The organism is Clostridia bacterium (assembly GCA_016887505.1).
In the GTDB taxonomy this organism is placed as follows: domain Bacteria; phylum Bacillota; class TC1; order TC1; family UBA5767; genus UBA5767.
Window position 1 is genome coordinate 1,098,533 of record CP069393.1, and the last position, 23,355, is coordinate 1,121,887.

Genomic DNA, 23,355 nt, shown 5'->3' on the forward strand with positions numbered 1-23,355 from the left:
CCTTACTGCACCAATATTTTTGATAAGTTAAGAGGAATATCATCCTCATTTCCAAATCGGTAGTATTGTTCATTTTGCAACAAAGGCACATATTTCATGCCGGATTCAATGTCTAACGGTTCAACTTGTAAGTATGCTCCATTCTGGTAAAGTCGCGAATCAGCATAATACGTATTCAGGTAGGCATGAATGCTACCATTTTTTAACGCTATTTCCATATCCTCATTTTTTTCAAATCCAACCATCTTGGCTGTTATGCCCAGGTTCCTGTATTCCTCGCTGAGTGTTGAAGCCACTAGTTCCATCTTGGGGTGTTGGATATATCCTATCTGAAGTTCAATTTGTTGGTCTTTGATTTGCTCCCAAGTACTTTGAGCAATTTCAGGATTTTCGTAGAAAACTTCCATTTGATCCAATCCGGCAGACAACTCCGGTGAAGATTCTAGTACTCTTTCCCAACCTAAAGCTTGTCGCAAGCTACTGCGATTTAAAGCGAGAATCAAGACCTTATTTATTTCAGGCGTTTTAGGAATTCCCGTTTTCATATAGAGTACTTCACCGGAAGAAAGGGCCTTCCATCCTTCTGATTCTGCCAAGAAAAATGTTTTCTCCTCTCCGATAGCCGTGTCCACCAAAGCAGCATCATACTCACCCATACGCAGACCATATAGAATGGAATCAAGCCGTTCATCAAAACAAATTTCCAATCGATTCGCATTTTCCTTAATGCTAACAGCAATGGGTTCTAATGCTAAAAAATCATCATCCCAAGCAATTATCCTAAAACTTCCGGTTCCATTAATAGAGGGTTCTTCCCCCTCCGCTACAAATGCACCGTACTCTTCATTCTGCAGCAAAGTAGTCTTTTCAAGTATTGCAAATTGCGGTAAGCCTAGAATACGTTTCAGCACATTAATATCTCCTGACCATTCAATGCTTATCGAGTTGCCATCCAAAATTTGGATACCATCTATTCCCTCAGTGGCTCCACTTAAATATTTGTCCAAGCCCTTCAAGCCCTCGAGCAATCGAATCAGTTTAGGCGAATTGCTATTTGCCATCCGTATGGCTCGTTCAATACTATATTTGACATCCTCTGCACCAACCCTTCTGCCACTATGAAATACCTTGAATGGGTTCAGATCTATCGTCAGGATAGATTGTTCTTCTTTTACCTGTTCAATCAGATCACTCGCAACGACACTGCCTCCAGCATCTTCAAATAATGATTGGTATAGAAGTGTGCAAACCATACGCTCAGCAAAGGATTCTTGTCTTGTAGGATCAAGGGTACTCGGCTCATCTTGGATAACCAAGGTGACCATACTTTCTTCGGTAACCAAACCAGTAATTTGCACAGTAGGGTCTGGCGTCTGTTCAAAGGTTCGTTGAATTAAGTAAACAGAAAGAAAGGTCACGACTAATATGCTCGTTGCTATTAAAAGATATTTTCTTAAAAGAGATTGTCTTGCCATCTTGCTCCCCTTGATCTAAATAAAAATCAGTCCTTGACCCGTTATATGATCCTTTTTAAACGAGACGTCTCCGTCAAACCCGGAATACGACCACGTTTGGCGATTGGTTTGCCATCCACCACTTTCAAATCCATCGTCATGTCTATTGCCGAAGCACCTGAAATATAGCTACCTACACCAAACGCATCCGCACCAGCTTCTTTCAATAGCTCAATTCGCTCTGGAGTAAGCCCTCCAGATACAAATATCTGCACATTCTGGTGTCCACTCATATCCAGTCTTGCACGTATCTCACGGACAAGTCCTTGTGTAACTCCACCTCGTTCACTCGGAGTATCCAATCTAATGCCTTTTAAACGTTCACCAAAATAATCTGCTATTCGGAGTGTTTCAACTGCCTCATCCTGGAAGGTATCTACTAGGACTAGCCTTGGTTCATTCTCTGGCATATATTTGTCATAACCAATTGCTCCCTCTAGGGTATCGCCCAAAACCAAAAAAATGGCATGTGGAACAGTTCCTACCGGTTCAAGATTCTGTAGTTTAGCAGCCACTATGCAGCTTGCACCCGATGCCCCTCCAATAAGAGCAGCGCGCTCCATTACCGGTGCAACAGCAGGATGTACGTGTCGAGCACCAAAAGAATATACTGGTTTACCGGCAGCTGCTTCCACAATCTCAGCCGTTGCAGTAGCCCAACCACTGGAGCTGGCAAGCATACCAAGAATAACGGTTTCAAACATACCGAATTCATCATATGGTCCTTCTATTCTTAGCACGACCTCTTTTTCATAAAACACAGATCCCTCAGGCAGAGCATGAACTTTAACCTTCTTATCTTTCAACAGATTTTCTACTTCGCCGATACCGGCAAACATACCCGTTTTTCTAGCAAATACTTCAGCCACTACATTCGTCTGTCCCTTACCCATCTCATTCAGGATTTCCCTTGTTTTAACAAAGTAAACATCCGTTGTATAGCCATCCAATATTTCTTCGTGGGTTGCGGAGTAGAACAGTCGTTCCTCATCGACATGAAAAGCACCAACCTGATCTAATTTCTTTAATTCTGCCATAGTTTATTCCTCACATTCTTAAACTTAATTTTACCTCAACCGGTGATAATTTTTAATATATTTTGCCTAAAACTTGCTTATCCCATACCTCATCAAGATATTTTTGCACCATTTGCTTGCTTCCATTCGTATCAATTACTAAATCAGCATAGGAAAGCTTTTCTTCACTACTCATCTGAGAGGACAGTCTCTTTTCAATTTCTTTATCACTGAGGCCATCTCGTTTCTTAATTCTGTCTGCTTGCGTGCTTTTGCTACAGTCTGTAACCCATACCTTGTCCACACGTTTATGCAATCCAGCCTCAATTAAAAGTGGGGCATCAATAACGATTACCGTTTCCTTCCCCTGCTTTTCTATGATTGTATTCATCCGGTTTATGATACGTGGATGGATAAATTTCTCTAATTGCTCTCGTTTGGGGGCATCTCCAAAAACAATTTTTCCCAACACTTTTCGGTCAATTTCCTTGTTTTGATTTAAAATTTCTTTTCCAAAAAATGCGACTATATCCTCATAGGCAGGCCTGCCGGGGGCAACTACTTCTCTAGCCAATTGATCTGCATCAATTATTAGGGCACCTTTTGACCGCAAAAAACGAGCTACTGTGGTTTTCCCGGTTCCCATATTCCCTGTAAGTCCAATAATCATAAGCACCTACTTCTGGCAGTGACGGCAGTAGGTCGTCGTCCTGCCTGCTATTTTGCAAGAGCTGAGCGGGGTTCCACAAATAACACAAGGCACGTTTTCCTTGCCATATACCTTATGGCTTTCCTGGAATCCGCCTTTCTGCCCTCTCGCATTGATATAGTCATTTATGCTTGAGCCACCTTCCGCAATTGCCTGCCTTAAAACAGACAAAATAGAATCATATAGCTTTCTTTTCTCTTTTTTTGTAAGAGTCGAAATATCCCGGCCAGGGTAGATGCCTGCTGCAAAAAGCGATTCGTCGGCATAAATATTCCCAATACCAGCGATAAAGCTTTGATCTAGTAACCAGCGTTTTATAGCACCACTTCTTTTCTTTTCAAACAAAGCAAGAAAATCATTCGGCCCGAAGGAAGGGTCCAATGGTTCTGGGCCCATCTTGCGTAATCCGGGTAAACAGGATATATCATGGTTGTCTAAAAGATGGATCCCGCCAAACCGGCGCACATCGGTAAATCGCATCTCTTCCCCTCCTGACAGTTTCCAGATCACATGGGTGTGCTTTTTCATCGCTGTGCCTTCATTGCTAAGATACAGCTGCCCAGTCATGCCCAAATGCACTATCAGCATATGGCCTGTAGATAGGCTTCCCAATAAATACTTGCCTCTTCTTGCAAATCCCTCTATTACATTATTTTGCATTACCTGCTCAAAGTAGCTTGCATCTGTATTCTTGATAACACTAGCTCGCAACACCTTACAGTCCAAGATTTCTTTGTTTCTAAGTGAGCCGTCTAGCTCACGTCTAATGTTCTCGACCTCTGGCAATTCGGGCATTTAGATTCCCTCCATGTCGTACCATGTTGTACCGCTCTTCATATCCACCTTCAAAGGCACCGAAAGTTTGTACGCATCTTCCATACATCGACGCAACAAATCTGTTGCGGCCTCTAACTCTTCTTTGGGTAACTCTAAGATGATTTCATCATGTACTTGAAGGATCATTCTAGCTTTTAATTTTTCTTTTTTCAAAGCCTCATCCACCTTCAGCATAGCAATCTTTATAATATCTGCCGCTGAACCTTGTACCGGGGTATTCATCGCCATCCGCTCAGCACCACTTCTAGCATTGAAATTGCTGCTATTTATATTTCGTATTCTTCTCTTTCTGTTGAGCATCGTTCTTACTTCACCAGAAGCTTTGGCTTCCGCAATGGTCTCATCAATGAATCTCTTAACCCCAGGATAGCGTTCAAAATAGGTCTCTATATATTCCTTGGCTTCATAAACAGGAATGTTCAAGTCACGGGCCAGGCCAAAATCACTAATCCCATATACGATTCCAAAGTTCACAGCCTTGGCTTTGCGTCTCATGGCTTTATTAACCATTTCCATAGGAATATCAAACACTTCACTGGCCGTTGCAGTATGGATATCCTTGTCCTCAATATAGGCTTGCGTCATTTTCTCATCTTTAGACAAATGTGCCAATACCCTAAGCTCAATTTGGCTATAGTCTGCAGCCATGAGTATATTCCCATCATCCACTGGCTTAAAGGCTCGGCGAATCAACTTGGATTCCTCTGTTCGAATCGGAATATTTTGAAGATTAGGATCTGTGCTAGACAGTCTACCCGTAGAGGCCACCGTCTGGTTGTAACTGGTATGAATGATGCCATCTTTTCGGCTTCCTTGCTCCAGCAATCCTTCCACATAGGTGCTATTCAACTTAACCCATTTACGGTAATCCAAAACCAAGGACACAATGGGATGATCATCTTTCAGCTTATCCAGTACTTCTGCATCTGTAGAGTATCCCGTCTTGGTCTTTTTAAGGGGGGTAAGCTCTAACGTTTCAAACAGGATTTTGGATAGCTGCTTGGGGCTATTTATATTAAAGCGCTCTCCCGCATTCTCGTAAATTTCCGATTCAATCGCTTCAATCGTTTTCAGTAGTTTAGTCCGCATAGTAGACAGATAGTCCAGATCTACCCTTACACCGTGTCGCTCCATATCACACAGTACAGACAAAAGAGGCAATTCCAAATCCTCATATAGGGATAAAAGGCCCTCTTCTTCTAGTGCCTTTTGAAGCAAGGGGAAGGAAAGATAATTTGCAAGTACAGCCCAATGCTCCGCATTGGAAGGCAATTTTACATCTAAATAGTTGGCAATTAGGGTTTCTTCCGTATACTCTCTAGCCTCTGCATCCAAAAGGTAAGCCATCAGGGATACGTCGTCAACCAAGGGTAATTCTAGGTCCCACATTTTGCACAGAGATAATAGGGTTTTCGCTTGCAAGGACATAATTCTTTGTCCAGAATCTACCGTTGCCCGTATAAATCCCTCGGCCTGCCCTGGCATGGGCATAAACGGAACAAATTCGCCTAGCGTTTTACCATCGAAGATCTGAATCTTCTTTATGTTGGTTTCTTTCCTGGTCTGTTCACAAACCAAGGCCAAACCCAGTTCAGCAGATTTTCGTTCTGCCATAAATTCACGCCATTCGTCTATATCTTCTATGGTTACAAGCTTATATTGTATTGTCCGGGTAGGCCTTTTTTCTTCCGCCTGGGCCACTGTTACGGTCGTCATACCCATCTTTTTAACGAGCGATGTGAATTCCAGTTCCTGAAATAAAGCTGCTGCCTTTTCCTTATCCAAACCAGTGAAGCGATAATCTGCCAAATCCTCTAGATTTTCAATATTGGTTGCAATCTGTCCCAACTCGTAGCTAAGTTCCGCCTGATCTTTGAACGTAGTAAGGTTTTCTAGTAGTTTTTTACCGGATACGTCACCTAAGTGTTCATATACCCCTTCCAAATTGCCATAGGCCTTAATTAGTTTTAAAGCGGTCTTTTCTCCAACACCGGGTACACCGGGAATATTATCTGAGTTATCGCCCATCAGGGATTTAACATCGATTAGTTGTTCCGGTTTTATTCCATATTTTTCGTCGATAAAGGCTATATCGCAACGTTCTGTCTGGCTGATGCCCCGCTTGGTATAAAGCACTTGAATGTTATCGTCCACCAATTGCAAGGCGTCTCTATCTCCGGTGACAATTAGAGCATTCTTTCCCTCGGAGGCAGCTTTCTTGGCATAGGCGCCTAAGATATCATCTGCTTCATATTCATCCATTTCTACGTAAGGAATACCCAAAGCATCCATCACTTCGCGAACCGTGGCAAATTGTTGGGCTAGCTCTGGGGCACTTTTTTTCCTTGTTCCCTTATATTCGGCGTACATTTTATGTCTGAATGTTTTTTTACCCTTATCGAAAGCCACCAAAAGATAATCTGGTTTTTCTTCATCCAACAGCCGAAGCAGCATGGTTACAAAACCGTATACCGCATTTGTGTAGCGACCTTTTTTGGTTTCTAAGAGTGGGAGTGCATGAAAGGCTCTATGTAATAACGAATTTCCATCTATCAATACAATCTTTTCCATTAAGTACCGTCCTTGTTAAATTTCTCTACTAATCATATCAAAAAAAAGAAAGCTATGCTCCTTTTTCTGAGCATAGCTGCATTCTTTCTATTGTATTATTTCCACTCGTATTTCCACCAACGACGGTGTTTCCTCTGTACCGACATCATTTTCACTCTCTTCGTCCTTCTCACCTAGCTCGGTTAAAAAGTTCTCCCAGCTAGATAGGCCTTCTGCATCCAGTTGAACGGCATATACAAGGTATTCTGGGTTTTCTTCAACTTCTACCAAAGAAAGCTCTTTTTGTTCAAAATACGTCTTAACGGCAGCCAAGCTTTCTTCCTTAATAAAATAAGTTGGCTCCATCCTGTTTTCTTCCGTAACGGCCATTTCCGGCGATGCATTTTTTAAAGTAACTTCAGTCTCTTCATCTGCTGCAGGTGCTGCAAACATCATGGGTTCTTCAGCAGGTTCTGCACCCATTCCATCGCTATCTTCTAGCACATCCCCAAACGGAACTTCTTGCTCCTGCATCGCCATTTCCAGTGGTGCTTCATCTTTTAACATTTCAGAATTACCCATTCCTATCATGTTGGGCAAATTAATGGCAATCAATCCGGCTGCAGCAATACCCATAGCCACTCGTAGTACTCTTCTTTTATGCAGGGGCAGTACGGCTAGCATTCCCTTTTCTTGTTCCTTCACGGCCTCTTTCCAGTGGTTTCTGAACCCTTCCGGTACTTCTACGTCCGGGAGGTCGCGAATGGCTTGCATCATAATTTTGTATTCTTCATATTCTTTTCTGCATTCATCACATGTATCTAAATGGTTATTGAACGCTGCTTCTTTATCTCCAAGTTTGGAATCCAGTGCATCGCTCATTTGTTCTCTGCATTCTTTGCAATCCATGACAACCTCCTTTCTTAACTATCTTTTTGACGTATGTAACCTTGCAGTTGTTCCCCCTGATTCAATAAGGCCTTCAGGTCCTTCCTAGCTCGGTAGATCCTAGATTTGACTGTCCCGACAGATATTTCTAAAATTTTTGCTATTTCTTCATAGGATAGCTCTTGGTATTCCCGCATCAGGAGTATCTCCCTGTGATCCTCCTTTAGCTTAGCAATTGTGTCTTGCATTAAAACACCTAGTTCCTTATTTTCAATTCGTTCTTCCGGGGTGGATTCTTCAGAAGGCAATTCCCTACTGATTTGTCCATCTTCTGTCTGAATATCGTCATCCAAGTGAAGCACTTTATTTCGTTTTCTTTTTCTAAGATAATCTCGACATGTATTCGAGGCCACATAGTTCATCCATGTGCTAAATGCGGCTTCCTGACGAAAACTTCCCAATTTCTTATATAGTTTTAGGATGATTTCCTGTGCAGCGTCTTCCGCATCTTCCCGATTCTTAAGAAAATAGAAACATATGGAATATATCTTTTTTTCGTAGCGAATAATTAGTTGCTCAAAGGCATCTACATCGCCATCATTGAATTTTCCTATTAGTTCCACATCGGAAACCATAACGACCTCCTCCTATCTAAAATTCTCCATTCTAGTTTACTAAGTATATATACCCTTGGCAACTAAATAAAACTTATAAATTTGTATTGACTTCCTGTAGTACATAAGGTAAAATTCCTATTGTTCACTTGAACAAGCCACTTTGCCGAAGTGGCGGAATTGGCAGACGCACTGGACTCAAAATCCAGCGAGGTTCACCCCTCGTGCGGGTTCGACTCCCGCCTTCGGCACCATATTAAAGGCTCCCGATTTTTCGGGAGCCTTTTCTTGTTTTTCACTAGATATAGATGAATTAACACTATCCAAATTGCCATATCGGCAAGACTCTTGTGAAACAGATCACTATACTTCGTCTAAGATAACAAACTAATATATAATTAAATTTTGTTAAAATTTAATGTAACCTTGAATAAATCTCCATCTATAGTCAAAGCCAATTTTCCGTTTTGCAGTTCGCTCAGGCTCCTTGCGATTGAGAGTCCGAGACCATTCCCCCCAGAATTCCGGGAGCTATCACCACGCACAAAACGCTCCATCAACTCTTCAGCAGATATGTTCAGAGGATACTTCGAAGTATTCTTAAAGATAATTACCACGTCTTTATCATATTCTTCAACAGCAATATACACGCGAGTTCCATTTTGAGCATATTTGCATACATTGTTCATTAAATTATCGAACACTCTCCATAGCTGACGTCCATCAGCCAAGACTCTAACTGGTTCTTCAGGCTTATTGACAACCAACTCAAGACCTGCGTTTGATAGTTTCTGTTCATATTCACCAACAGTCTGGACTAGCAATACACCTATTTCGCAAGGCGCTAAATGAACATCAATACTACCAGTAGAAGCCTTGGACGCTTCTACCAAATCTTCAATCAGTTTTTTCAACCGCTCAGATTGCCTTAGGAGCACCTCTGTGTATTCGTTGATTTTTTCATTTTCGATAGTCTCTTTTCCTATGAGATCTGCATAGTTAATTATGGAAGTCAGTGGTGTTTTGATGTCGTGAGAAACATTGGTAATCAACTCTGTTTTGAACCGTTCGCTTCTCATCCTCTCATCTACAGCCTGCGTCATACCATCAGCAATCTGATTCAAATTCTCGCCAGCGCGTCTGAAATCCCAGAACATCCATCTAGTGTTCACTTGATAGGAAAGGTCACCCGTCGCTAGCGCTTCACTGCCTTTCTGCAGCTTACGTAGCACTAGGGCAATATACAGAAAAAATGGCACCAGAGTAACATTGAATACCAGCCAAAGCATTGCTTGATGGCCAGTGTTACGGGACATTGCTGAGAGTAACAATATTAGACTTCCAGCACTCACAAGAATCAATGTCTTCCAGATCAGCGGAAGATTTCTAAGAAGTCTGACAATACATATCCATACTGCTTTTAGGATACGCAGTGTTAGCAGAATCAAGCGATAGAAAATCGTATTTTCCCACCACCTTCCCAACTTGATTCGTACTGCAAAGTTCATAGAGAAGAGCATCATCAAAATTAAAAGGGCCGGAACGCCAAGAGCTATAGCTATGTAGCTTTCTACTCCATACAGATTGGTATTAACAAACGCTATCACCGTAACTACAGCAACCGCATAAATCCCTAAATATAGGTCGAAGGGCATTGTCACATCCCCGTTAGCCACAATATCCTCGTATCCCGCTTTATGTCCCGCTGCGCAAAGCAGGAAAATTAATAAAGCGATAGAGGACAGGAGCGAAAGCAAACCGATAATCCAAATTCCATATCTCAGAGAATAAGCTAGTGTAAGCACCTGATTGGAAAATGAATATTTATCTGTCTGGGGAAAAGCATCATCAATGTAGATCTTAACCGTGTAACTTTCTTCAACAAACTGTTCCACCGTCGCAACTTCATCTTTATCAAATTGATGCTCAATTACAAAAGATGTTTGTCTATTCATGTTATTCGGAAAAATTTTCTTATCCTCTTTTTCGTTATCAACAAGAACTTCAAACCCAACGTTCGTTTCATTACAAAATTCATTGATATAGTCAGTATCATCTTTCAAATAAGAGTAAAGTAGGGTTCGTCCATCACTACGGCTCATTTCAGAAAAAATTTCCGTTTTGATTCTATTCTCGCTTTTCGTATAAAATTCATAATCCACCATCCAAAATGCAGCCAAAGCACTGCCCAAAATCATAGATGCTGTAATCACCAGCAAAAAAAATGCAATTATTTTTGCTGGGAGGCTATGTGTTAATTTTTTTTTCATTCCTGTTGTCCTCTCTTTCCAGGTTCCATTTTATATCCCTGCCCCCACACTACCTTCAAATATCTTGGTTCAGCAGGATTCCACTCCAATTTCTCTCTTAGATGCCGGATATGTACTGCTACAGAATTTTCATTTCCATAAGGAACGTCTTTCCATACTCGTTTGTAAATCTCTTTCGGTGAAAAAACGTGTCCTTGATTTTTCATCAACAATTTCAATATTTTATATTCCGTAGGTGTTAACGCTATCCTTTCTCCATCCCGCAACACAGTCTTGCTGTTGTCGTCAAGATCAATGCCTCCTACGCTGTAATTTTTCGGTTCTTGGGCACCACCACCCAATTGCATATACCTACGCAGTTGGGATTTCACACGAGCAGCCAATTCCACAGGACTAAAAGGTTTAGTGATATAATCATCAGCACCAACGTTCAATCCCAGAATCTTATCAGTATCCTCATTTTTTGCTGTCAGCAAGATAATAGGAACATTGCTCTTTTCTCTAATTTTCACCATGGCTGAAATGCCATCCATCTCAGGCATCATAATATCCATAAGAATTATGTGAATATCATTTTTTTCAATGACCGAAAGTGCTTCAACACCAGTAAAAGCTTCAAACAACATATAATTAGAATCTGCAAGATAAATTTTCAATGCACTAACAATGTCTCTTTCATCATCGCATATCAAGATGTTATACATAATCGTCCTCCTCTGGGAATATTGTACGTGGTTCTCACTTTAAATTTAAACTACTCAAACTCTTAAGATTTTATTAAGATGAATTATACTTTTATCTTTGAGATACCTTGAAAGTAATTCCCCTTTAGACCTATCGTACTATATTTCACATTTAAATAGAATTACTTCCCCCTAGACTCAAAATACGAGGTTCACCCCTCGTGCGGGTTTGACTCCCGCCTTCGGCACCAAAAAACTTAGGATTTTATATTCCTAAGTTTTTTTATATGAATTTTTCTAAATTCAATTTCTATTATAATGTTCTCTAATACCTAAATAATAGCCTTTCATGTTGGAGCGTGTAATAGTTGCATAGTTCCATATGGTTCTTTATGACCGTCAATCCATTGCGAGTACCATCAGTCCACATCTACCAAAATTATCATAGTCATATTACGAATTTTTACGTTTGTCGGCGTGTACTTCATTAGAATAAAGCCTAGGCAGTTGATAAAAATTAATCGTCATGGTTCTACTACTAGATGACTGAACGGTGTTTATTCTTTCAATGCAAATATAAAATAAAAGTCCCCCCATCCGTATAGGTTGGGGGGGCTTTAGATTAGCAATATGCATTCTTTCTTCCCATGGCTTAAAAGTTGTTTGCCACTATATTACTCTCTTCTGAAAATCAGGCAAGTAATCTCTTTCTAATCAAAAGAGTAATGGCTAGCAAAATACCAATCCAAATCATAGGAGTATAGAGGCTCTCACCACCTGTGTTTGGCATATCCGTTACTTCTGGCATATCCATTATATCCTCAAGCACAAAACTTTCTGGGACTAATACAGCATCAATCACATGTATCACACCGTTTGTCGCTTCAATATCTGCTGTTGTAACCTTGGATGAATTTACCATGACACCATCATCTAAATTTATTGTTAATGATTCACCTTGTAAAGTTGTTGCCATCATATCGTCCGTCAAGTCTGTACTCATGATTTTGCCAGATACAACATGATACAGTAACACATCCGCAAGATCCGGTTGAGCTAACAAGTCTGCTGCAGTAATGTCTAATGCTTCCAAGAGAGCTGCAAAAGCATCATTCGTCGGGGCAAACACTGTAAATGGCCCTTCACCCTGCAACGCACCAACTAGTTCAGCCTCCTGCAAAGCGGTGACAAGTATTGAAAAATTTTCATCCCCAGATGCAATATCAACAATATCGCCCGTAGCTGCAAGAGCAGGGGTGCTCAGCATTATGATGAATACCAATGTCAATAACATAGTAAATCTTTTTTTCATAGTAACACCTCCTAAATCAATACTATCATTCGTTTGATGTACCCCATAATTTTTAGTCCCACAAAATAAGAAAGCTCAACATCTTTTCCCTTCAGATGGCATCTATTTACCTCTACTGATATGAAGATGCTTACTATTCCAAAATAGCAACCTCCTAATCAATATAATGCTAATCTCTAGTACTATGCTTCAAGCATCGTAGAGCAACTATTATTTGAGTTTAAAAGATTTCCAAACAGATGCTTTACCCTTTTCTAGAAAAATAGCATCACCAATCAACCTTACCCGTGAAGCCCAGGCTATAAGCCCGATACATTTCAAGCCATAGGTTGTCTAGCTGACACTCCTTATTTTGTATAGATTTCATAATAGGGGGAAAAAATAAGTCGTGATATGAAACAAAAAATTCGTGCAACTGCTCTTCAGATAAGGTAATATTAAACAGTCTTATTTTTTATTTCCCCATGTTTACCAACAACAGATATAGTCATAGTGACTGTTATATACGTTTATTTGTAAACTATTTTTACACCAACACAGTTTTCTTTTATAAATATTACATAAAGTGAGGTAACCGATGAAAAAATTTGCGGGTGTTCTAATTATCGCTATGTTGCTGCTTACAGCATGTTCTGCCGAAGAACCAGTCAATTCTGAGACAGATTTCTTCGAAGAAACAGCAACAGAAAACAGCACGGTATCAGAAGAATTACAAAGCTTTGGTGATGTATACGATGGTGATTTAATAGAAACACTAGACTATTTTAATGATCACTATGAGCAGCTAGAGGATAATCAAATAAAAGATTTTTCAGAAAATATAGTTGCTGAATACACTGCCCTCTGCGAGAAACCAATAAACGGTATATTGATTGGTGATTGTCCAGAACCAGAGACAGCCTATATACCCATGTCACCAGTTCTAGACGATGGGCTCTATGATTTCTATGACTTTTCCACTAGCGAATTCAACCTCGCCTTTTTCAAAGACCAACCTTATAACTATGAATACTTTCAGAAAATAGCCGAAAGTGATCTCTTTACCATCTGTATGGGAATATATGCAGATTCTGGATTCTTACAGCCAGAAGGCTTTCGAGCAATTGTAAAGCCAGATGTTTTCGAAAAATTTCAGCTCGTAATCGCCTCACTAGAAAATGAAAACAGTGAAATACCCTATCTTCCAAATATGGAATATGATGGTGTTGATAGCGTTATCAATTCAACCGTATCCTACCCTCAAGTATTAATGCACAATTTCGAAGAAGTCCTAGAACTTAAAGACGAGGATACCTGGAAAACCTATGTTTTTCTGCCAGTACAATTTGTTGAAAACGAAATAGAAACGGCCAATCACAAAGATGTTTTTCACTATGCTGAACTTACTTCTGGTACACAAGTATCCGACAAATTTAAAGTCGAACTTTTTGAAAACGGTGCAATGGGCATGGAAAGCCTCAAATACAGATTGTTAGGCAATGGCTTTCTAAAAGGAAACCTTTTTGGCGACAGCGAAGGACAAATCCATGCCACTTTCGCAGAAAACTATTTTGATAAAAATGTAATGCTAAAAAATGATTTTTACGACAACGGGGAAGAAGAAGCCGACCTAAATACGAATAATCATTTTGCAGTAGACCGAGAGATGCTGCAACTTCCGGTAGAATATATTTCCTATCTTGAAAATGAAGGCGAAATAACTTGTGAAATGTATGTAAAAGAATTAGAGTTTGAAAATGATCCAGTGGAAACCATCAGTATTGCACATATTACCGAAGTAAAAATAAGCGATGCGGAAATAAATCGAGTTAACAACGAAATTACCAAGATGGGAATGCTAGATTCAACCACAACGAATGATGATTCAAGTAGTCTGTTTGAAAATGAAACCCTTTATTCAGAGGGCAATGACTTCTATATTGACTACTCAAAATATGCAACCGTTATTATCCCTATGCAAGAAAGTATAAACTCAGATACATTAACACCACGAATCATTAATGTTACCAATACCGGCAATGAAGTACCACTTATGTTCTCAATCCTTGGGGATGCAATAAGTATCGAATTATCCTACATAGAAAATGGTATGGAGGATTCACAAAAACCAGTAGAAACAACAATTGACGGACCTATTGGCAATGAATGCTTTATTTTGGGAGCAGCACTTCCTAATGACACATCATTTGTGCGAGTAACCGTACTTTATATTGATGGATCTGGTGTAGAATCGACTACCTTTACACTAGACGATATGCGTGATCCCAGTGCATATAAAATTTTCACCATCAACAAAATGTAACGTTGAATATAAAAAACAAGCTAGGGTATTTTGCCCTAGCTTGTTTTTTATATTCCTGTGTTTTATACGAGATTGAGCTATCTATTGCTATTTTGCCTACTTATGAACTCTTTTTTAAAACAAAAAGCGAGCAGTCTTTCGACTGCTCGAAACTCCAACGAAACTTTCTCTACCTTGTTTTTTCAAATCTCTTTGAAACCAGTTACAATCATTACCACCTCAAACATAAATCACCTTAATCAGTTCCCTGACCTTAGATGCCACATGTTATTGGAGACTTCTACTGTAACCAAGATATTAGGTATTCCTTGAAGTGTAACCTTAGTATACTCCATTTTAATAAATGAGCAAGTAGGGTAGTCGTCGCAATGCACCCCTATGGCCTGAATTTGGTCAAATACCTATGCTTTATGCGCAATAGCTTTGATTTTCAAAGTTTTTTAAGGCTTGCCATATTTTCTTCATCTATTATTTGTTTTTTTCATTCCGTATCAACCTTAATTTCTAAAAAACTTCCTCATTATGGGGCTGGATAAATCACTTCAATAGACTGGCTAGGACCATCATAATTCACTTCACAGCCCAGTGCTTCAGCAATAAACCGAAGTGGCAACATAGTTCTACCCGGCGGGACAATAACTGGAGTCACCTCATCATTATAGGAATCAATAAGCCGCTCTATACCATCCACCCTAGCAGTAGGATTATCAATCCAAAGTTCCAGATATGTGCTTCCTAAACGTACCGTTGCTTTCTGAGTCCCATTATTCCAACCTACAGCTGCACCTAGTGGGTCCGCAATATAGCGTACCGGTAGTAATGTCCGTCCATCCATAATAACGGGTGCAACATCCATGTTCTTATCTAGGCCATTCACTTGATAGTTTTTTTGTCCAATCACCAGATCAATGACAACTGAAGAAGGTAAAACTGGTTCCGTCGCATCCGGATCAACTACCATATAAGCCACAGAATTTGAATATTCCGAATTACCAAAGCCATTGTATGCACTTACCTGGTAGTGATAGGTTTCGCCGATCATGAGTGTATCCTCATCCTCATAGCTAGTTATATCAGCACCTACTGTGTCTATCTGTGTCCATATTAATGAAGTACCAACCTTCCGATAAATCTTAAACCCAGTTTCATTGCTCGAATTATCCTTCCAAGTCAAATCGTGCGTTTCCATATCACCATCAGCACCAAGATCCAATTCACTCGGAGCAAAAGGATAGAGTGGAATTGCAACCAAGCCCAATACTTCATATTCATAGGTGTTTGAATAACTAGAATTCCCAAAGCCGTTGTAGGCATAGACTTTGTAGTAATATTTGTCTCCTACTACTAGAGAATCTGTATCCTTGTAGGCTGTAACATTTGCTCCAACACTAGCGATTTCCGTAAACACGAAGGAATCCTCATGCCTTCTAAAGATCTTAAATCCACTTTCATTTGCAGCATTGTCGTCCCATGTAATATCGTGGGTAAACATGGATGAATCTGTACCAACCTTTAGATTCGTTGGCATAGCTGGATAGGCAACCATAATAATGGGATCGATTGGAATAACAGTATAGCCCATACTAAAATCGGCATCGCTTTCATCGCTACCATACACTGGCAACTTTATACCCATTCCCAAGTCTCTTATAGCCACAAGTCCTGTCATTTTGATTCTAGCAGTATTGCTACTAATCTGCGGCACAGTAAATGTAAAACTATTGCCACTTCCCTCACCTAAAAAAATGTCATAGCTTGCACCAGAATCTGTCGATAAATAGAACTCGAAAGTTGTGGTGTTATTGTCTGTCCACTCCACCGTAGCCTCTGAGCCCCGTCCTAAAAACTCACCGCCATTTGGTTTCGTAATTACTGGAGCATCTGCACCAAAGGCCCTGCATGGTAAAACAAACAATCCCAACACCACGATTGTACCGAATAGAAATCGCATCCTCTTCATTTTCATCTCTCCCCTCAAAACTAGATTGCATAAGCAACTTATGTTTGTATTTGAGTCTCGATATGTGTTTGATTCATGGTGTTGGAAATATATCCTCTACTTAAATTGTATCACGCTTTTTAGGATTTTTAATTACTACTGGGCACAAAAAAGAATAAAGCCACAAACAAAAGTTTGGGGCTTAAAGTTTGGGCTTTATTCTTTTGTAACTTCTTCTTAAAATACTTTGGTCCATAAGTAACCACATTATTATGGTAATTTCTCAAGAAGGAAGTCTTATTAACCAAATCCCCACTACCCAAAATAACAACACCCAAGCAAGAAGAACTACCCTGGTTTCTTTTTCTCCAGCTTTTTCTGACTTGTCTGGAATTTTTCAGTTTCCAAATTGACTCCGGTTACGATTCACAACATAGACTACTACTGCCGCATATAGAATGGCAAGAATACCTAAAGCACTTCCATTCATTGTTCTCCTCCTATTCCAATCCCTTACGAATACGTGGCACAATAAATAAAGCAAGCAGGGCGGCTAGTAACACAACAATACCCGTCTGTCCAAGAACACTAGGCCAAGTAGCTGTATTGGAAAGAATCTCATTTACAGATTTATAGGACCAGTAATAGGGCAATGGATAAAAGAATTTCTGCCAAAAAGAGTTCAAAAGTTCGGTTGCAGCAATTGCTCCAGCAAGGGGCATGAATAATAGTTTTATGCCTCCCGCTGCTGTTATCACATCATCACTATTCAAACCTTGAATGAATCCAACCATCACACTAATCAAGGTAATACCAAGTATGGAAATTGTCAGTTGACCAAAAGAAATATCTCTAAAACCCGTCAATAGCACTAGGGCAAAGGAACCCATGATGGCAAGTACAACACCCATCAGGCTTTTACCCAAGACGAAGGTTCCCCGACTCATTGGAGTCACATTAAGAGCAGATACCGTCTGATCTACCTTTTCTTCCACAATGCTCATCGCAATCAACATCCCACCCAGTACGGAGGTAAACAGCATCGCTGCTGCCACCAACAACTTTTTGAGTGGCGGTATGGTATGACCATAATCTACAATTTCTGCATTCGATCCCTTCCCTGCCGTATCCGTTTCTTGAAGTGTCTTAAGAAGTTTAGCTAGATCTACGACCCCTTCAGGTTCATTTCCTTGGGTAAGAATGTAGTGGCTGTTCTCCTCAGGTAAAATAGCGACAATATTATCTCTTTTATTGAGCCTATGTTCGACTGACGCTAGGCTATCGAACTCTTCCACAATCGCAAAGTCACGGTAAAAATCCACATATTCATGTTCATCTGACCTAAGAAAGGCTAGACTCACCGTCGTCTCATTGACACTAGGAACTAGTAAATTGATTACCACCGCAAAAAGAATCGGCACCAATATAATATATACCGTAAGAAAATCCCGCGTGCTCACCTTCAGGTCGCGGATAAAAATCAGCAAAGCTCTTCGAATCATATCGGCCACCTTTCTAGGCATAAAGTCTACTTCTGAATCGCAAGTCGGCCAACAAAAACAAAACCATCCCCGCTGCGAAAAATCCCAATGAGCTCATCAAAACATACGATATTTCTCCAGCCGGTAGCAATGTTTCCTGAAACCCCTCTAAAACATAGTAGGTAGGAATCAAGCGAATCCAAGCTGGTTCCCAACTAGGTATATAGTATGCGGCCCCTGGTATCATCAAGAACATCATTATAAGATACAGTGCTCCAAACGACTTGTTGATATTCTCATAGAAGCCTGAAACCAATAGTCCTAACGAGGAAGTGAAAAATCCAGTAGCCAATAAAAAAATCAGAAGGCCCCCATACTGCGCTCTTGCTCCCATCACTGGCAAAACAATAATTAAGCTAGTAACAACACTGGTAGCAGCCACAATCATGATTTTACTCAGTAAATACTGCCAAACTGCACTTGGTGTAACTGCGTAAGCCCGGATTACGTCTTCCTTTTTGTCTAAAAAAACATAAGCCGCTACAATGAAAAAGCCCATCAATGCTCCATTAAAGGTGAGAAAAACAGGCAATGTATTTTCCCGTACGTTGAGCAAGACTGGATTATCTTCTATTGTACGAACTTCTTGGGCATCAAATATTGCCCCTGTAACCTGAATATCTTCATTGTGTAAGACCAATAAAATATTCCGCATTCTTTCCGACTCGTAACCCTGAATAAAATAGGTGTAGCGCAATTCCCCCATGTCACCTAGATATACTTCCGCACCTGCTTCATTTTCTATTTCCACCAACTGAAGCAGATCATCACGCTTATCGAACACATTGTAATGATTTTCGTTTGTCGAATAGCGACGAACGAGTACTTCCTCTTTTCCAATTTCTATATACATACTTTCCGGCGGCAAGCCATAATACTCATCTAGCACAACTTCAAGGAAAGCCTCTTGCTCTGCTGGAGGCATATTCAGATAAAGGTATTCATCAACAATGGGGTTATACTGTTTCGGAATCGCAAGCAATAGTACAGCCAGCATCACCAATGCCATACCAATTTCAACATAAAAATAAAAGCTACGAGAAGCCAGTTTGAATTCTTTGACAAAACTAGACCAGAGCTTCATATCAGGCCAGCTCCCTTCCAGTAACCTTTATGAAAATCTCCTCTAACGTCGCTTCCTTTGTATGCATGGTTTGAATATCGTACTTTTCTATTACCTTCTGCAATAAGGCTTTATCTTGTGGTAGCACCGTAGAAAAGGTCTTTTTCTGCAGCATACCAGCATCAAGATATTCAACCTCCACAAGCTGTTTTCCATAGCGGAGCTTAAGCTTTCGAGGTGAATCGACTAGCAGTATCTCACCATCCACGATAAAAGCCACCCTATCACATAGCTCATCCGCAATATACATGTTGTGGGTAGTTAAAAAGACCGTAACACCCTTGGCGTTTTCAGCCCGAATAATATCCTTAATCTTAGAAGCAATCGTAGGATCAAGCCCCGTAGTAGGTTCATCCAAAAACCAAAGTTCCGGATAATTCAACATTGAACGAGCAAAGGTCAAACGATGCTTCATCCCCTTAGAGTACTCACCCGCTCGTATATCTTCTTTACCATCTAGACCTACCATATTCAACAGTTCCATGGGATCCATCGTCTTACCATCAAAAAGCTTTCGATAAAACTCCAGATTCTCTTTCCCGGAAAGTTTGGAATAAACATTGGATTGCTCAAAACTCATGCCAATTTTATTAAACATTTTATTGGACAGTTTCTTAACATCATAACCTGCCACTTCGACCTGGCCTTGCTGCAATCGCAGCAGCCCCGTCAAAATGCCTTGGGTCGTTGACTTGCCTGCTCCGGAAGGCCCAAGAAAACCGAATATCTCACCTTTTTTCACTTCAAAGCTGATATCCTTCACAGCATACGTGTCATTATTTTTGTAGGAATGGAACAAGTTCTGAACCTTGATCATGCTATGCCTCCTTTTACTCAGGCTAACAATAGGTGTGTTTCTATATCATTCTCAAACAAACCCATTCTCAACCACCTGCTCTCAAAAAATGGAATCGAATCTCCTTCAACAGTTTTTCAACCAACTCTTGCTGGCCTGAAATTTCTATCTTCGTCTCATCAATCTTGATTGAAGAAAGACTCTTCTTGATTGTTTCAGACAACCTAATTTCAATTTCCCCTCGCCGATAAAATCCATCCTGCACTTCTATAAACTCGAGTCGGTCCAAATATTCCAAAATCTCCCAACGGCAAACATTTCGTAATAATATTTCTTCCATAATAGTGGCCATTAGGATAACTCAAATCTGTGATAATCCTGGTTTAGCAGGTCTATAAATAAAATCTGGTGTCTCAAGATTTCCCCTTTATCCAAAAGAATCTTAATCGCCTCTGCCACCTCTATTGAGGCTACCATAGCCGGCGGAAATGAAAGATTCCCCAGCTTTGTTTCTGCACCCTTATTCTCATTATGACGATAAATCATATTCAGTGTTCTATCCCCTGGCATAATGGTGGCCACTTGACCGTACCAACCAGCAATGGCGCCGTGCACCATAGGAATAGCCAACTTTTCAGCTTCATCCTGCACTATAAAACGAGTATCAATATCATCAAGCGCATCTATGATCACATCATGACCCGCCAGAAGGTTGTTTGCATTTTCTTTGGTTAAAAATTCCCCTATCCCGATAATCTGGATTTGGGAGTTCACACGTTCCATTCGCTCCAAAGCTACTTCCACTTTTTTTCTGCCCAAAACTTTCTCATCACTCAGAATCTGACGGTTCAGATTCGTTTCATCAAAAACATCTCCATCTACTATGCTGATATGGCCTACACCTATCCGAGCCAACATCTCCATCACATAGCCGCCTAGACCTCCCGCACCCACAATGCAAACCCGCTTTTCAGACAAAAGCTGATTCTCTTTTTCGCTAATACTAGAGCGATTTCGTTCATATCTCATATCATCCTCCTCCTACCGGCGGAAACAAAGACAAGACATCTCCATCTACAACTATATGGTCCGCACTACCATCCCGACCATTTACTAGTAGAATGGCAACATCCTTCTTGCGAATGTCGAGCATACTCAATACTTTTAGCACACTTAATCCCTCGATTAATTCAAGTTCTAGTTCTTTCCCCCTGTTTTCACGCAGAGTTGCAAATAGCCTCACTTTAATCTTCATATTTTACCCCACTAAGTATAATATACAATATTGCAACCTTATAAACAATTTCATATACATCTCGTCGATTATTCTACAAACCCTCTACCCATATTTCCATCTGAAATAGCACTTAGCACTCTCTGGTTGTTTTTCAATCCCTAGATATTTCTAATCTAAAAAGGGCTTCCCGAAAGAAGCCCTTTTTAGTTATCTTTATTAGATTCCCAATTCATCAATTTTTTCTTGGGTAGGCACACCACTTTCATCCCAGCCTCGCAGAGCATAGTAGCCTTGCAGCATCTCATCCAATCTAGTAACTTCACCGACAGATGGACCTTCTGAAATTGGCTCTTTTAAGAGTCTAGGTGGTAAGGTATCTTGATCTGCCCCAACACCGGCAGCCATGTTGAATATTCGCTCTATGTTCCAAATTCTTTCCCCAGCTTTCAGTACTTCCTCGGCAGACCATTTATCTCCGGTTGCCGCTTCAACCATGGCACCATAATCTTCTGCATTCATGGCAAATGAGGTGAATAGGCATAGCCCAGAAGCATCGATAAAGGCAGATAAATCCTGGAATATTTTAGTCCAAACATCCTTGCCTTCCGTCGCAAATCGGTCCAATTTTTCTGGCAGTCCCAAAATCTCAGGAGAAATCAAATAGCCACGTACATGACAACCCCCTCTATTGGAAGTCGCATAGGATAATCCTTGACCCTGAATCGCTCTCGGATCATAAGCAGGCATTTCCTGTTTTTTAACAGACATGGATAATTCAGGTATTCCATAGGAGTCAGCCAACCTATATGAGCCATCAGCCATTTTATCTCCTAAACCTTCCCGCATCCCCATTTTCTTCGTCCACTCAACAATGGCCTTGTCATCTCCAAAATTCAAGGATAAGCCATCTAATTCGCGGTCTTTGATGAATCCTTTTTGGTAGAGTTCCATCGCAGCAGCAATTGTGGTACCCGCTGAAATTGTATCCAAACCATACTCATTACACCAGAAGTTCGCCTCAATCACCGCAGGCAAATCAGATACACCACAATCTCCGCCGTATGCCCAAATGGTTTCATATTCTGGGCCTCCACCTTCGACTGTATCCGTTTTACAATAGCGACCACAACCAATCGGGCAGTGGTAACAGGGATCTTTCTTAACCAAATATTTTTCGGCTAGTTCTTCGCCACTGATGGATTCTGCTCCATCAAATTGAGATCTCTGGAAGTTGTCGGTCGGGAAAACGCCATTTTCATTAATAATATTAACCAATACAGCAGTACCATAGGCCGGCAATCCTTCACCTGTAACCCCATTTTCTCGAATTTTCTTTGTAGCTTCCCTAGCAACTGCTTTCAATTTTACAGGATCTGCAATTGGTACTTTATTGGTACCTCTAACGACCACTGCTTTCAAGTTTTTGGAGCCCATTACAGCACCAACACCGGATCGACCGGCAGCACGAAAACGGTCGTTCATTACAGCAGCTATCCGAGATAGCTTTTCTCCCGCAGGTCCAATGGTTAAAATTCTAGATTTCTCAGGAGCATCTTTTTCTAGAAGATCTGTCGCTTCAGAGACCAGTTTCCCCCAAAGATGCGCTGCATCCTTGATTTCCACCTTATCATCTTCCACTTGAATATATACTGGTTTTTCGGCTTTACCTTCCACAATAATCATGTCATAACCAGCAAATTTTAGCTCAGCCCCCCAGTAACCACCAGAATTGGAAGAAGCTATGGTGTCTGTCAAAGGTGACTTCGTCACAACCATATACCGTCCACCCGTTGGTGTCGGTGTTCCGCTCAATGGCCCTGTAGCAATAAATAATTTATTAGCCGGACTTAAGGCATCCACACCTGCATCCACTTCGTCGGCAAACATCTTAGTTGCCAGTCCGCGGCCTCCTACATAGTCCCTCGCTAATTTCTCATCAAGCTTTTCTACACTGACTTTCCCGGATGATAGGTCGATTCGTAGTACCTTTCCTCGGTATCCAAACATTCAACACCCTCCCTTTC

19 protein-coding genes and 1 tRNA gene are annotated in these 23,355 nt (G+C 40.7%); 2 read left to right on the forward strand and 18 right to left on the reverse strand.

Going from position 1 to position 23,355, the window contains the following annotated elements; all coding sequences use genetic code 11:
• Positions 1-2: 2 nt before the first annotated feature.
• From JR334_05455 to JR334_05485, 7 genes are all read right to left on the reverse strand, one after another.
• A complete protein-coding gene (locus JR334_05455; GenBank protein ID QRN86650.1) occupies positions 3-1,475 on the reverse strand; it encodes a hypothetical protein in 1,473 nt (490 codons plus the stop codon).
• Positions 1,476-1,516: 41 nt separating this feature from the next.
• On the reverse strand, positions 1,517-2,551 hold the full coding sequence (locus JR334_05460) for a nicotinate phosphoribosyltransferase (GenBank protein QRN86651.1): 1,035 nt from the start codon (positions 2,549-2,551) through the stop codon (positions 1,517-1,519).
• Positions 2,552-2,603: 52 nt separating this feature from the next.
• On the reverse strand, positions 2,604-3,200 hold the full coding sequence (locus JR334_05465) for a dephospho-CoA kinase (GenBank protein ID QRN86652.1): 597 nt from the start codon (positions 3,198-3,200) through the stop codon (positions 2,604-2,606).
• A 6-nt stretch (positions 3,201-3,206) separates the two neighbouring features.
• Complete coding sequence (gene mutM, locus JR334_05470) at positions 3,207-4,034, reverse strand: bifunctional DNA-formamidopyrimidine glycosylase/DNA-(apurinic or apyrimidinic site) lyase (protein QRN86653.1); 828 nt, start codon at positions 4,032-4,034, stop codon at positions 3,207-3,209.
• Complete coding sequence (gene polA, locus JR334_05475) at positions 4,035-6,647, reverse strand: DNA polymerase I (GenBank protein QRN86654.1); 2,613 nt, start codon at positions 6,645-6,647, stop codon at positions 4,035-4,037. It lies immediately after the preceding gene.
• Positions 6,648-6,734: 87 nt separating this feature from the next.
• Entirely contained in the window at positions 6,735-7,535 is an 801-nt protein-coding gene (locus tag JR334_05480) for a zf-HC2 domain-containing protein (GenBank protein QRN86655.1), read from the reverse strand.
• Between the two features lie 14 nt (positions 7,536-7,549).
• The gene (locus JR334_05485) at positions 7,550-8,149 is read right to left on the reverse strand and encodes a sigma-70 family RNA polymerase sigma factor (GenBank protein QRN86656.1); all 600 of its coding nucleotides are present in this window, start codon (positions 8,147-8,149) and stop codon (positions 7,550-7,552) included.
• 144 nt (positions 8,150-8,293) lie between these two features.
• Here JR334_05485 and JR334_05490 point away from each other — a divergent pair.
• Positions 8,294-8,382 (forward strand) — tRNA-Leu (locus JR334_05490).
• 144 nt (positions 8,383-8,526) lie between these two features.
• Here the strand turns inward: JR334_05490 and JR334_05495 are convergent.
• The 3 genes from JR334_05495 to JR334_05505 all read right to left on the reverse strand — a co-directional run bounded on the left by JR334_05495 (position 8,527) and on the right by JR334_05505 (position 12,393).
• Positions 8,527-10,398 (reverse strand): HAMP domain-containing histidine kinase, encoded by a 1,872-nt coding sequence (locus tag JR334_05495; GenBank protein QRN86657.1) that lies wholly within the window; start codon positions 10,396-10,398, stop codon positions 8,527-8,529.
• Complete coding sequence (locus JR334_05500; protein ID QRN86658.1) at positions 10,395-11,102, reverse strand: response regulator transcription factor; 708 nt, start codon at positions 11,100-11,102, stop codon at positions 10,395-10,397. The genes JR334_05495 and JR334_05500 overlap by 4 nt, the downstream gene beginning before the upstream one ends.
• Before the next feature lie 670 nt (positions 11,103-11,772).
• Positions 11,773-12,393, reverse strand: a complete 621-nt coding sequence (locus JR334_05505; protein QRN86659.1) for a fasciclin domain-containing protein — start codon at positions 12,391-12,393, stop codon at positions 11,773-11,775.
• 577 nt (positions 12,394-12,970) lie between these two features.
• On the opposite strand from JR334_05505, the gene JR334_05510 reads away from it, so the two are divergent.
• Positions 12,971-14,695, forward strand: coding sequence for a hypothetical protein (locus tag JR334_05510; GenBank protein QRN86660.1), 1,725 nt, complete (start codon positions 12,971-12,973; stop codon positions 14,693-14,695).
• Between the two features lie 520 nt (positions 14,696-15,215).
• On the opposite strand, the gene JR334_05515 is transcribed toward JR334_05510, so the two are convergent.
• From JR334_05515 to JR334_05550, 8 genes are all read right to left on the reverse strand, one after another.
• Complete coding sequence (locus JR334_05515) at positions 15,216-16,655, reverse strand: hypothetical protein (GenBank protein ID QRN86661.1); 1,440 nt, start codon at positions 16,653-16,655, stop codon at positions 15,216-15,218.
• A gap of 479 nt (positions 16,656-17,134) precedes the next feature.
• Positions 17,135-18,136: an ABC transporter permease gene (locus tag JR334_05520; GenBank protein QRN86662.1), complete on the reverse strand. Its 1,002-nt coding sequence runs from the start codon at positions 18,134-18,136 to the stop codon at positions 17,135-17,137.
• A 13-nt stretch (positions 18,137-18,149) separates the two neighbouring features.
• A complete protein-coding gene (locus tag JR334_05525; protein ID QRN86663.1) occupies positions 18,150-19,259 on the reverse strand; it encodes an ABC transporter permease in 1,110 nt (369 codons plus the stop codon).
• A gap of 1 nt (position 19,260) precedes the next feature.
• The gene (locus JR334_05530) at positions 19,261-20,115 is read right to left on the reverse strand and encodes an ABC transporter ATP-binding protein (GenBank protein ID QRN86664.1); all 855 of its coding nucleotides are present in this window, start codon (positions 20,113-20,115) and stop codon (positions 19,261-19,263) included.
• A gap of 67 nt (positions 20,116-20,182) precedes the next feature.
• Positions 20,183-20,434 carry a hypothetical protein gene (locus JR334_05535; GenBank protein QRN86665.1) on the reverse strand — a complete coding sequence of 84 codons (252 nt, stop codon included), beginning with the start codon at positions 20,432-20,434 and terminating at the stop codon, positions 20,183-20,185.
• A gap of 11 nt (positions 20,435-20,445) precedes the next feature.
• A complete protein-coding gene (locus tag JR334_05540) occupies positions 20,446-21,123 on the reverse strand; it encodes a HesA/MoeB/ThiF family protein (protein QRN86666.1) in 678 nt (225 codons plus the stop codon).
• A gap of 1 nt (position 21,124) precedes the next feature.
• The gene (locus JR334_05545) at positions 21,125-21,349 is read right to left on the reverse strand and encodes a MoaD/ThiS family protein (GenBank protein ID QRN86667.1); all 225 of its coding nucleotides are present in this window, start codon (positions 21,347-21,349) and stop codon (positions 21,125-21,127) included.
• Between the two features lie 198 nt (positions 21,350-21,547).
• Positions 21,548-23,338 (reverse strand): aldehyde ferredoxin oxidoreductase family protein, encoded by a 1,791-nt coding sequence (locus tag JR334_05550; protein QRN86668.1) that lies wholly within the window; start codon positions 23,336-23,338, stop codon positions 21,548-21,550.
• Positions 23,339-23,355: the final 17 nt, after the last annotated feature.

Excerpts from the sequence above, each read along its gene's own strand:
- JR334_05455 (QRN86650.1), bottom strand. The coding sequence starts at position 1,475 with ATGGCAAGACAATCTCTTTTAAGAAAATATCTTTTAATAGCAACGAGC.
- mutM (QRN86653.1), bottom strand. The coding sequence starts at position 4,034 with ATGCCCGAATTGCCAGAGGTCGAGAACATTAGACGTGAGCTAGACGGC.
- JR334_05510 (QRN86660.1), top strand. The coding sequence starts at position 12,971 with ATGAAAAAATTTGCGGGTGTTCTAATTATCGCTATGTTGCTGCTTACA.
- JR334_05500 (QRN86658.1), bottom strand. The coding sequence starts at position 11,102 with ATGTATAACATCTTGATATGCGATGATGAAAGAGACATTGTTAGTGCA.
- JR334_05460 (QRN86651.1), bottom strand. The coding sequence starts at position 2,551 with ATGGCAGAATTAAAGAAATTAGATCAGGTTGGTGCTTTTCATGTCGAT.
- JR334_05550 (QRN86668.1), bottom strand. The coding sequence starts at position 23,338 with ATGTTTGGATACCGAGGAAAGGTACTACGAATCGACCTATCATCCGGG.
- JR334_05545 (QRN86667.1), bottom strand. The coding sequence starts at position 21,349 with ATGAAGATTAAAGTGAGGCTATTTGCAACTCTGCGTGAAAACAGGGGG.
- polA (QRN86654.1), bottom strand. The coding sequence starts at position 6,647 with ATGGAAAAGATTGTATTGATAGATGGAAATTCGTTATTACATAGAGCC.
- JR334_05520 (QRN86662.1), bottom strand. The coding sequence starts at position 18,136 with ATGATTCGAAGAGCTTTGCTGATTTTTATCCGCGACCTGAAGGTGAGC.
- JR334_05535 (QRN86665.1), bottom strand. The coding sequence starts at position 20,434 with ATGGAAGAAATATTATTACGAAATGTTTGCCGTTGGGAGATTTTGGAA.
- JR334_05515 (QRN86661.1), bottom strand. The coding sequence starts at position 16,655 with ATGAAGAGGATGCGATTTCTATTCGGTACAATCGTGGTGTTGGGATTG.
- JR334_05505 (QRN86659.1), bottom strand. The coding sequence starts at position 12,393 with ATGAAAAAAAGATTTACTATGTTATTGACATTGGTATTCATCATAATG.
- JR334_05495 (QRN86657.1), bottom strand. The coding sequence starts at position 10,398 with ATGAAAAAAAAATTAACACATAGCCTCCCAGCAAAAATAATTGCATTT.
- JR334_05485 (QRN86656.1), bottom strand. The coding sequence starts at position 8,149 with ATGGTTTCCGATGTGGAACTAATAGGAAAATTCAATGATGGCGATGTA.
- JR334_05530 (QRN86664.1), bottom strand. The coding sequence starts at position 20,115 with ATGATCAAGGTTCAGAACTTGTTCCATTCCTACAAAAATAATGACACG.
- JR334_05480 (QRN86655.1), bottom strand. The coding sequence starts at position 7,535 with ATGGATTGCAAAGAATGCAGAGAACAAATGAGCGATGCACTGGATTCC.
- JR334_05525 (QRN86663.1), bottom strand. The coding sequence starts at position 19,259 with ATGAAGCTCTGGTCTAGTTTTGTCAAAGAATTCAAACTGGCTTCTCGT.
- JR334_05540 (QRN86666.1), bottom strand. The coding sequence starts at position 21,123 with ATGAGATATGAACGAAATCGCTCTAGTATTAGCGAAAAAGAGAATCAG.
- JR334_05465 (QRN86652.1), bottom strand. The coding sequence starts at position 3,200 with ATGATTATTGGACTTACAGGGAATATGGGAACCGGGAAAACCACAGTA.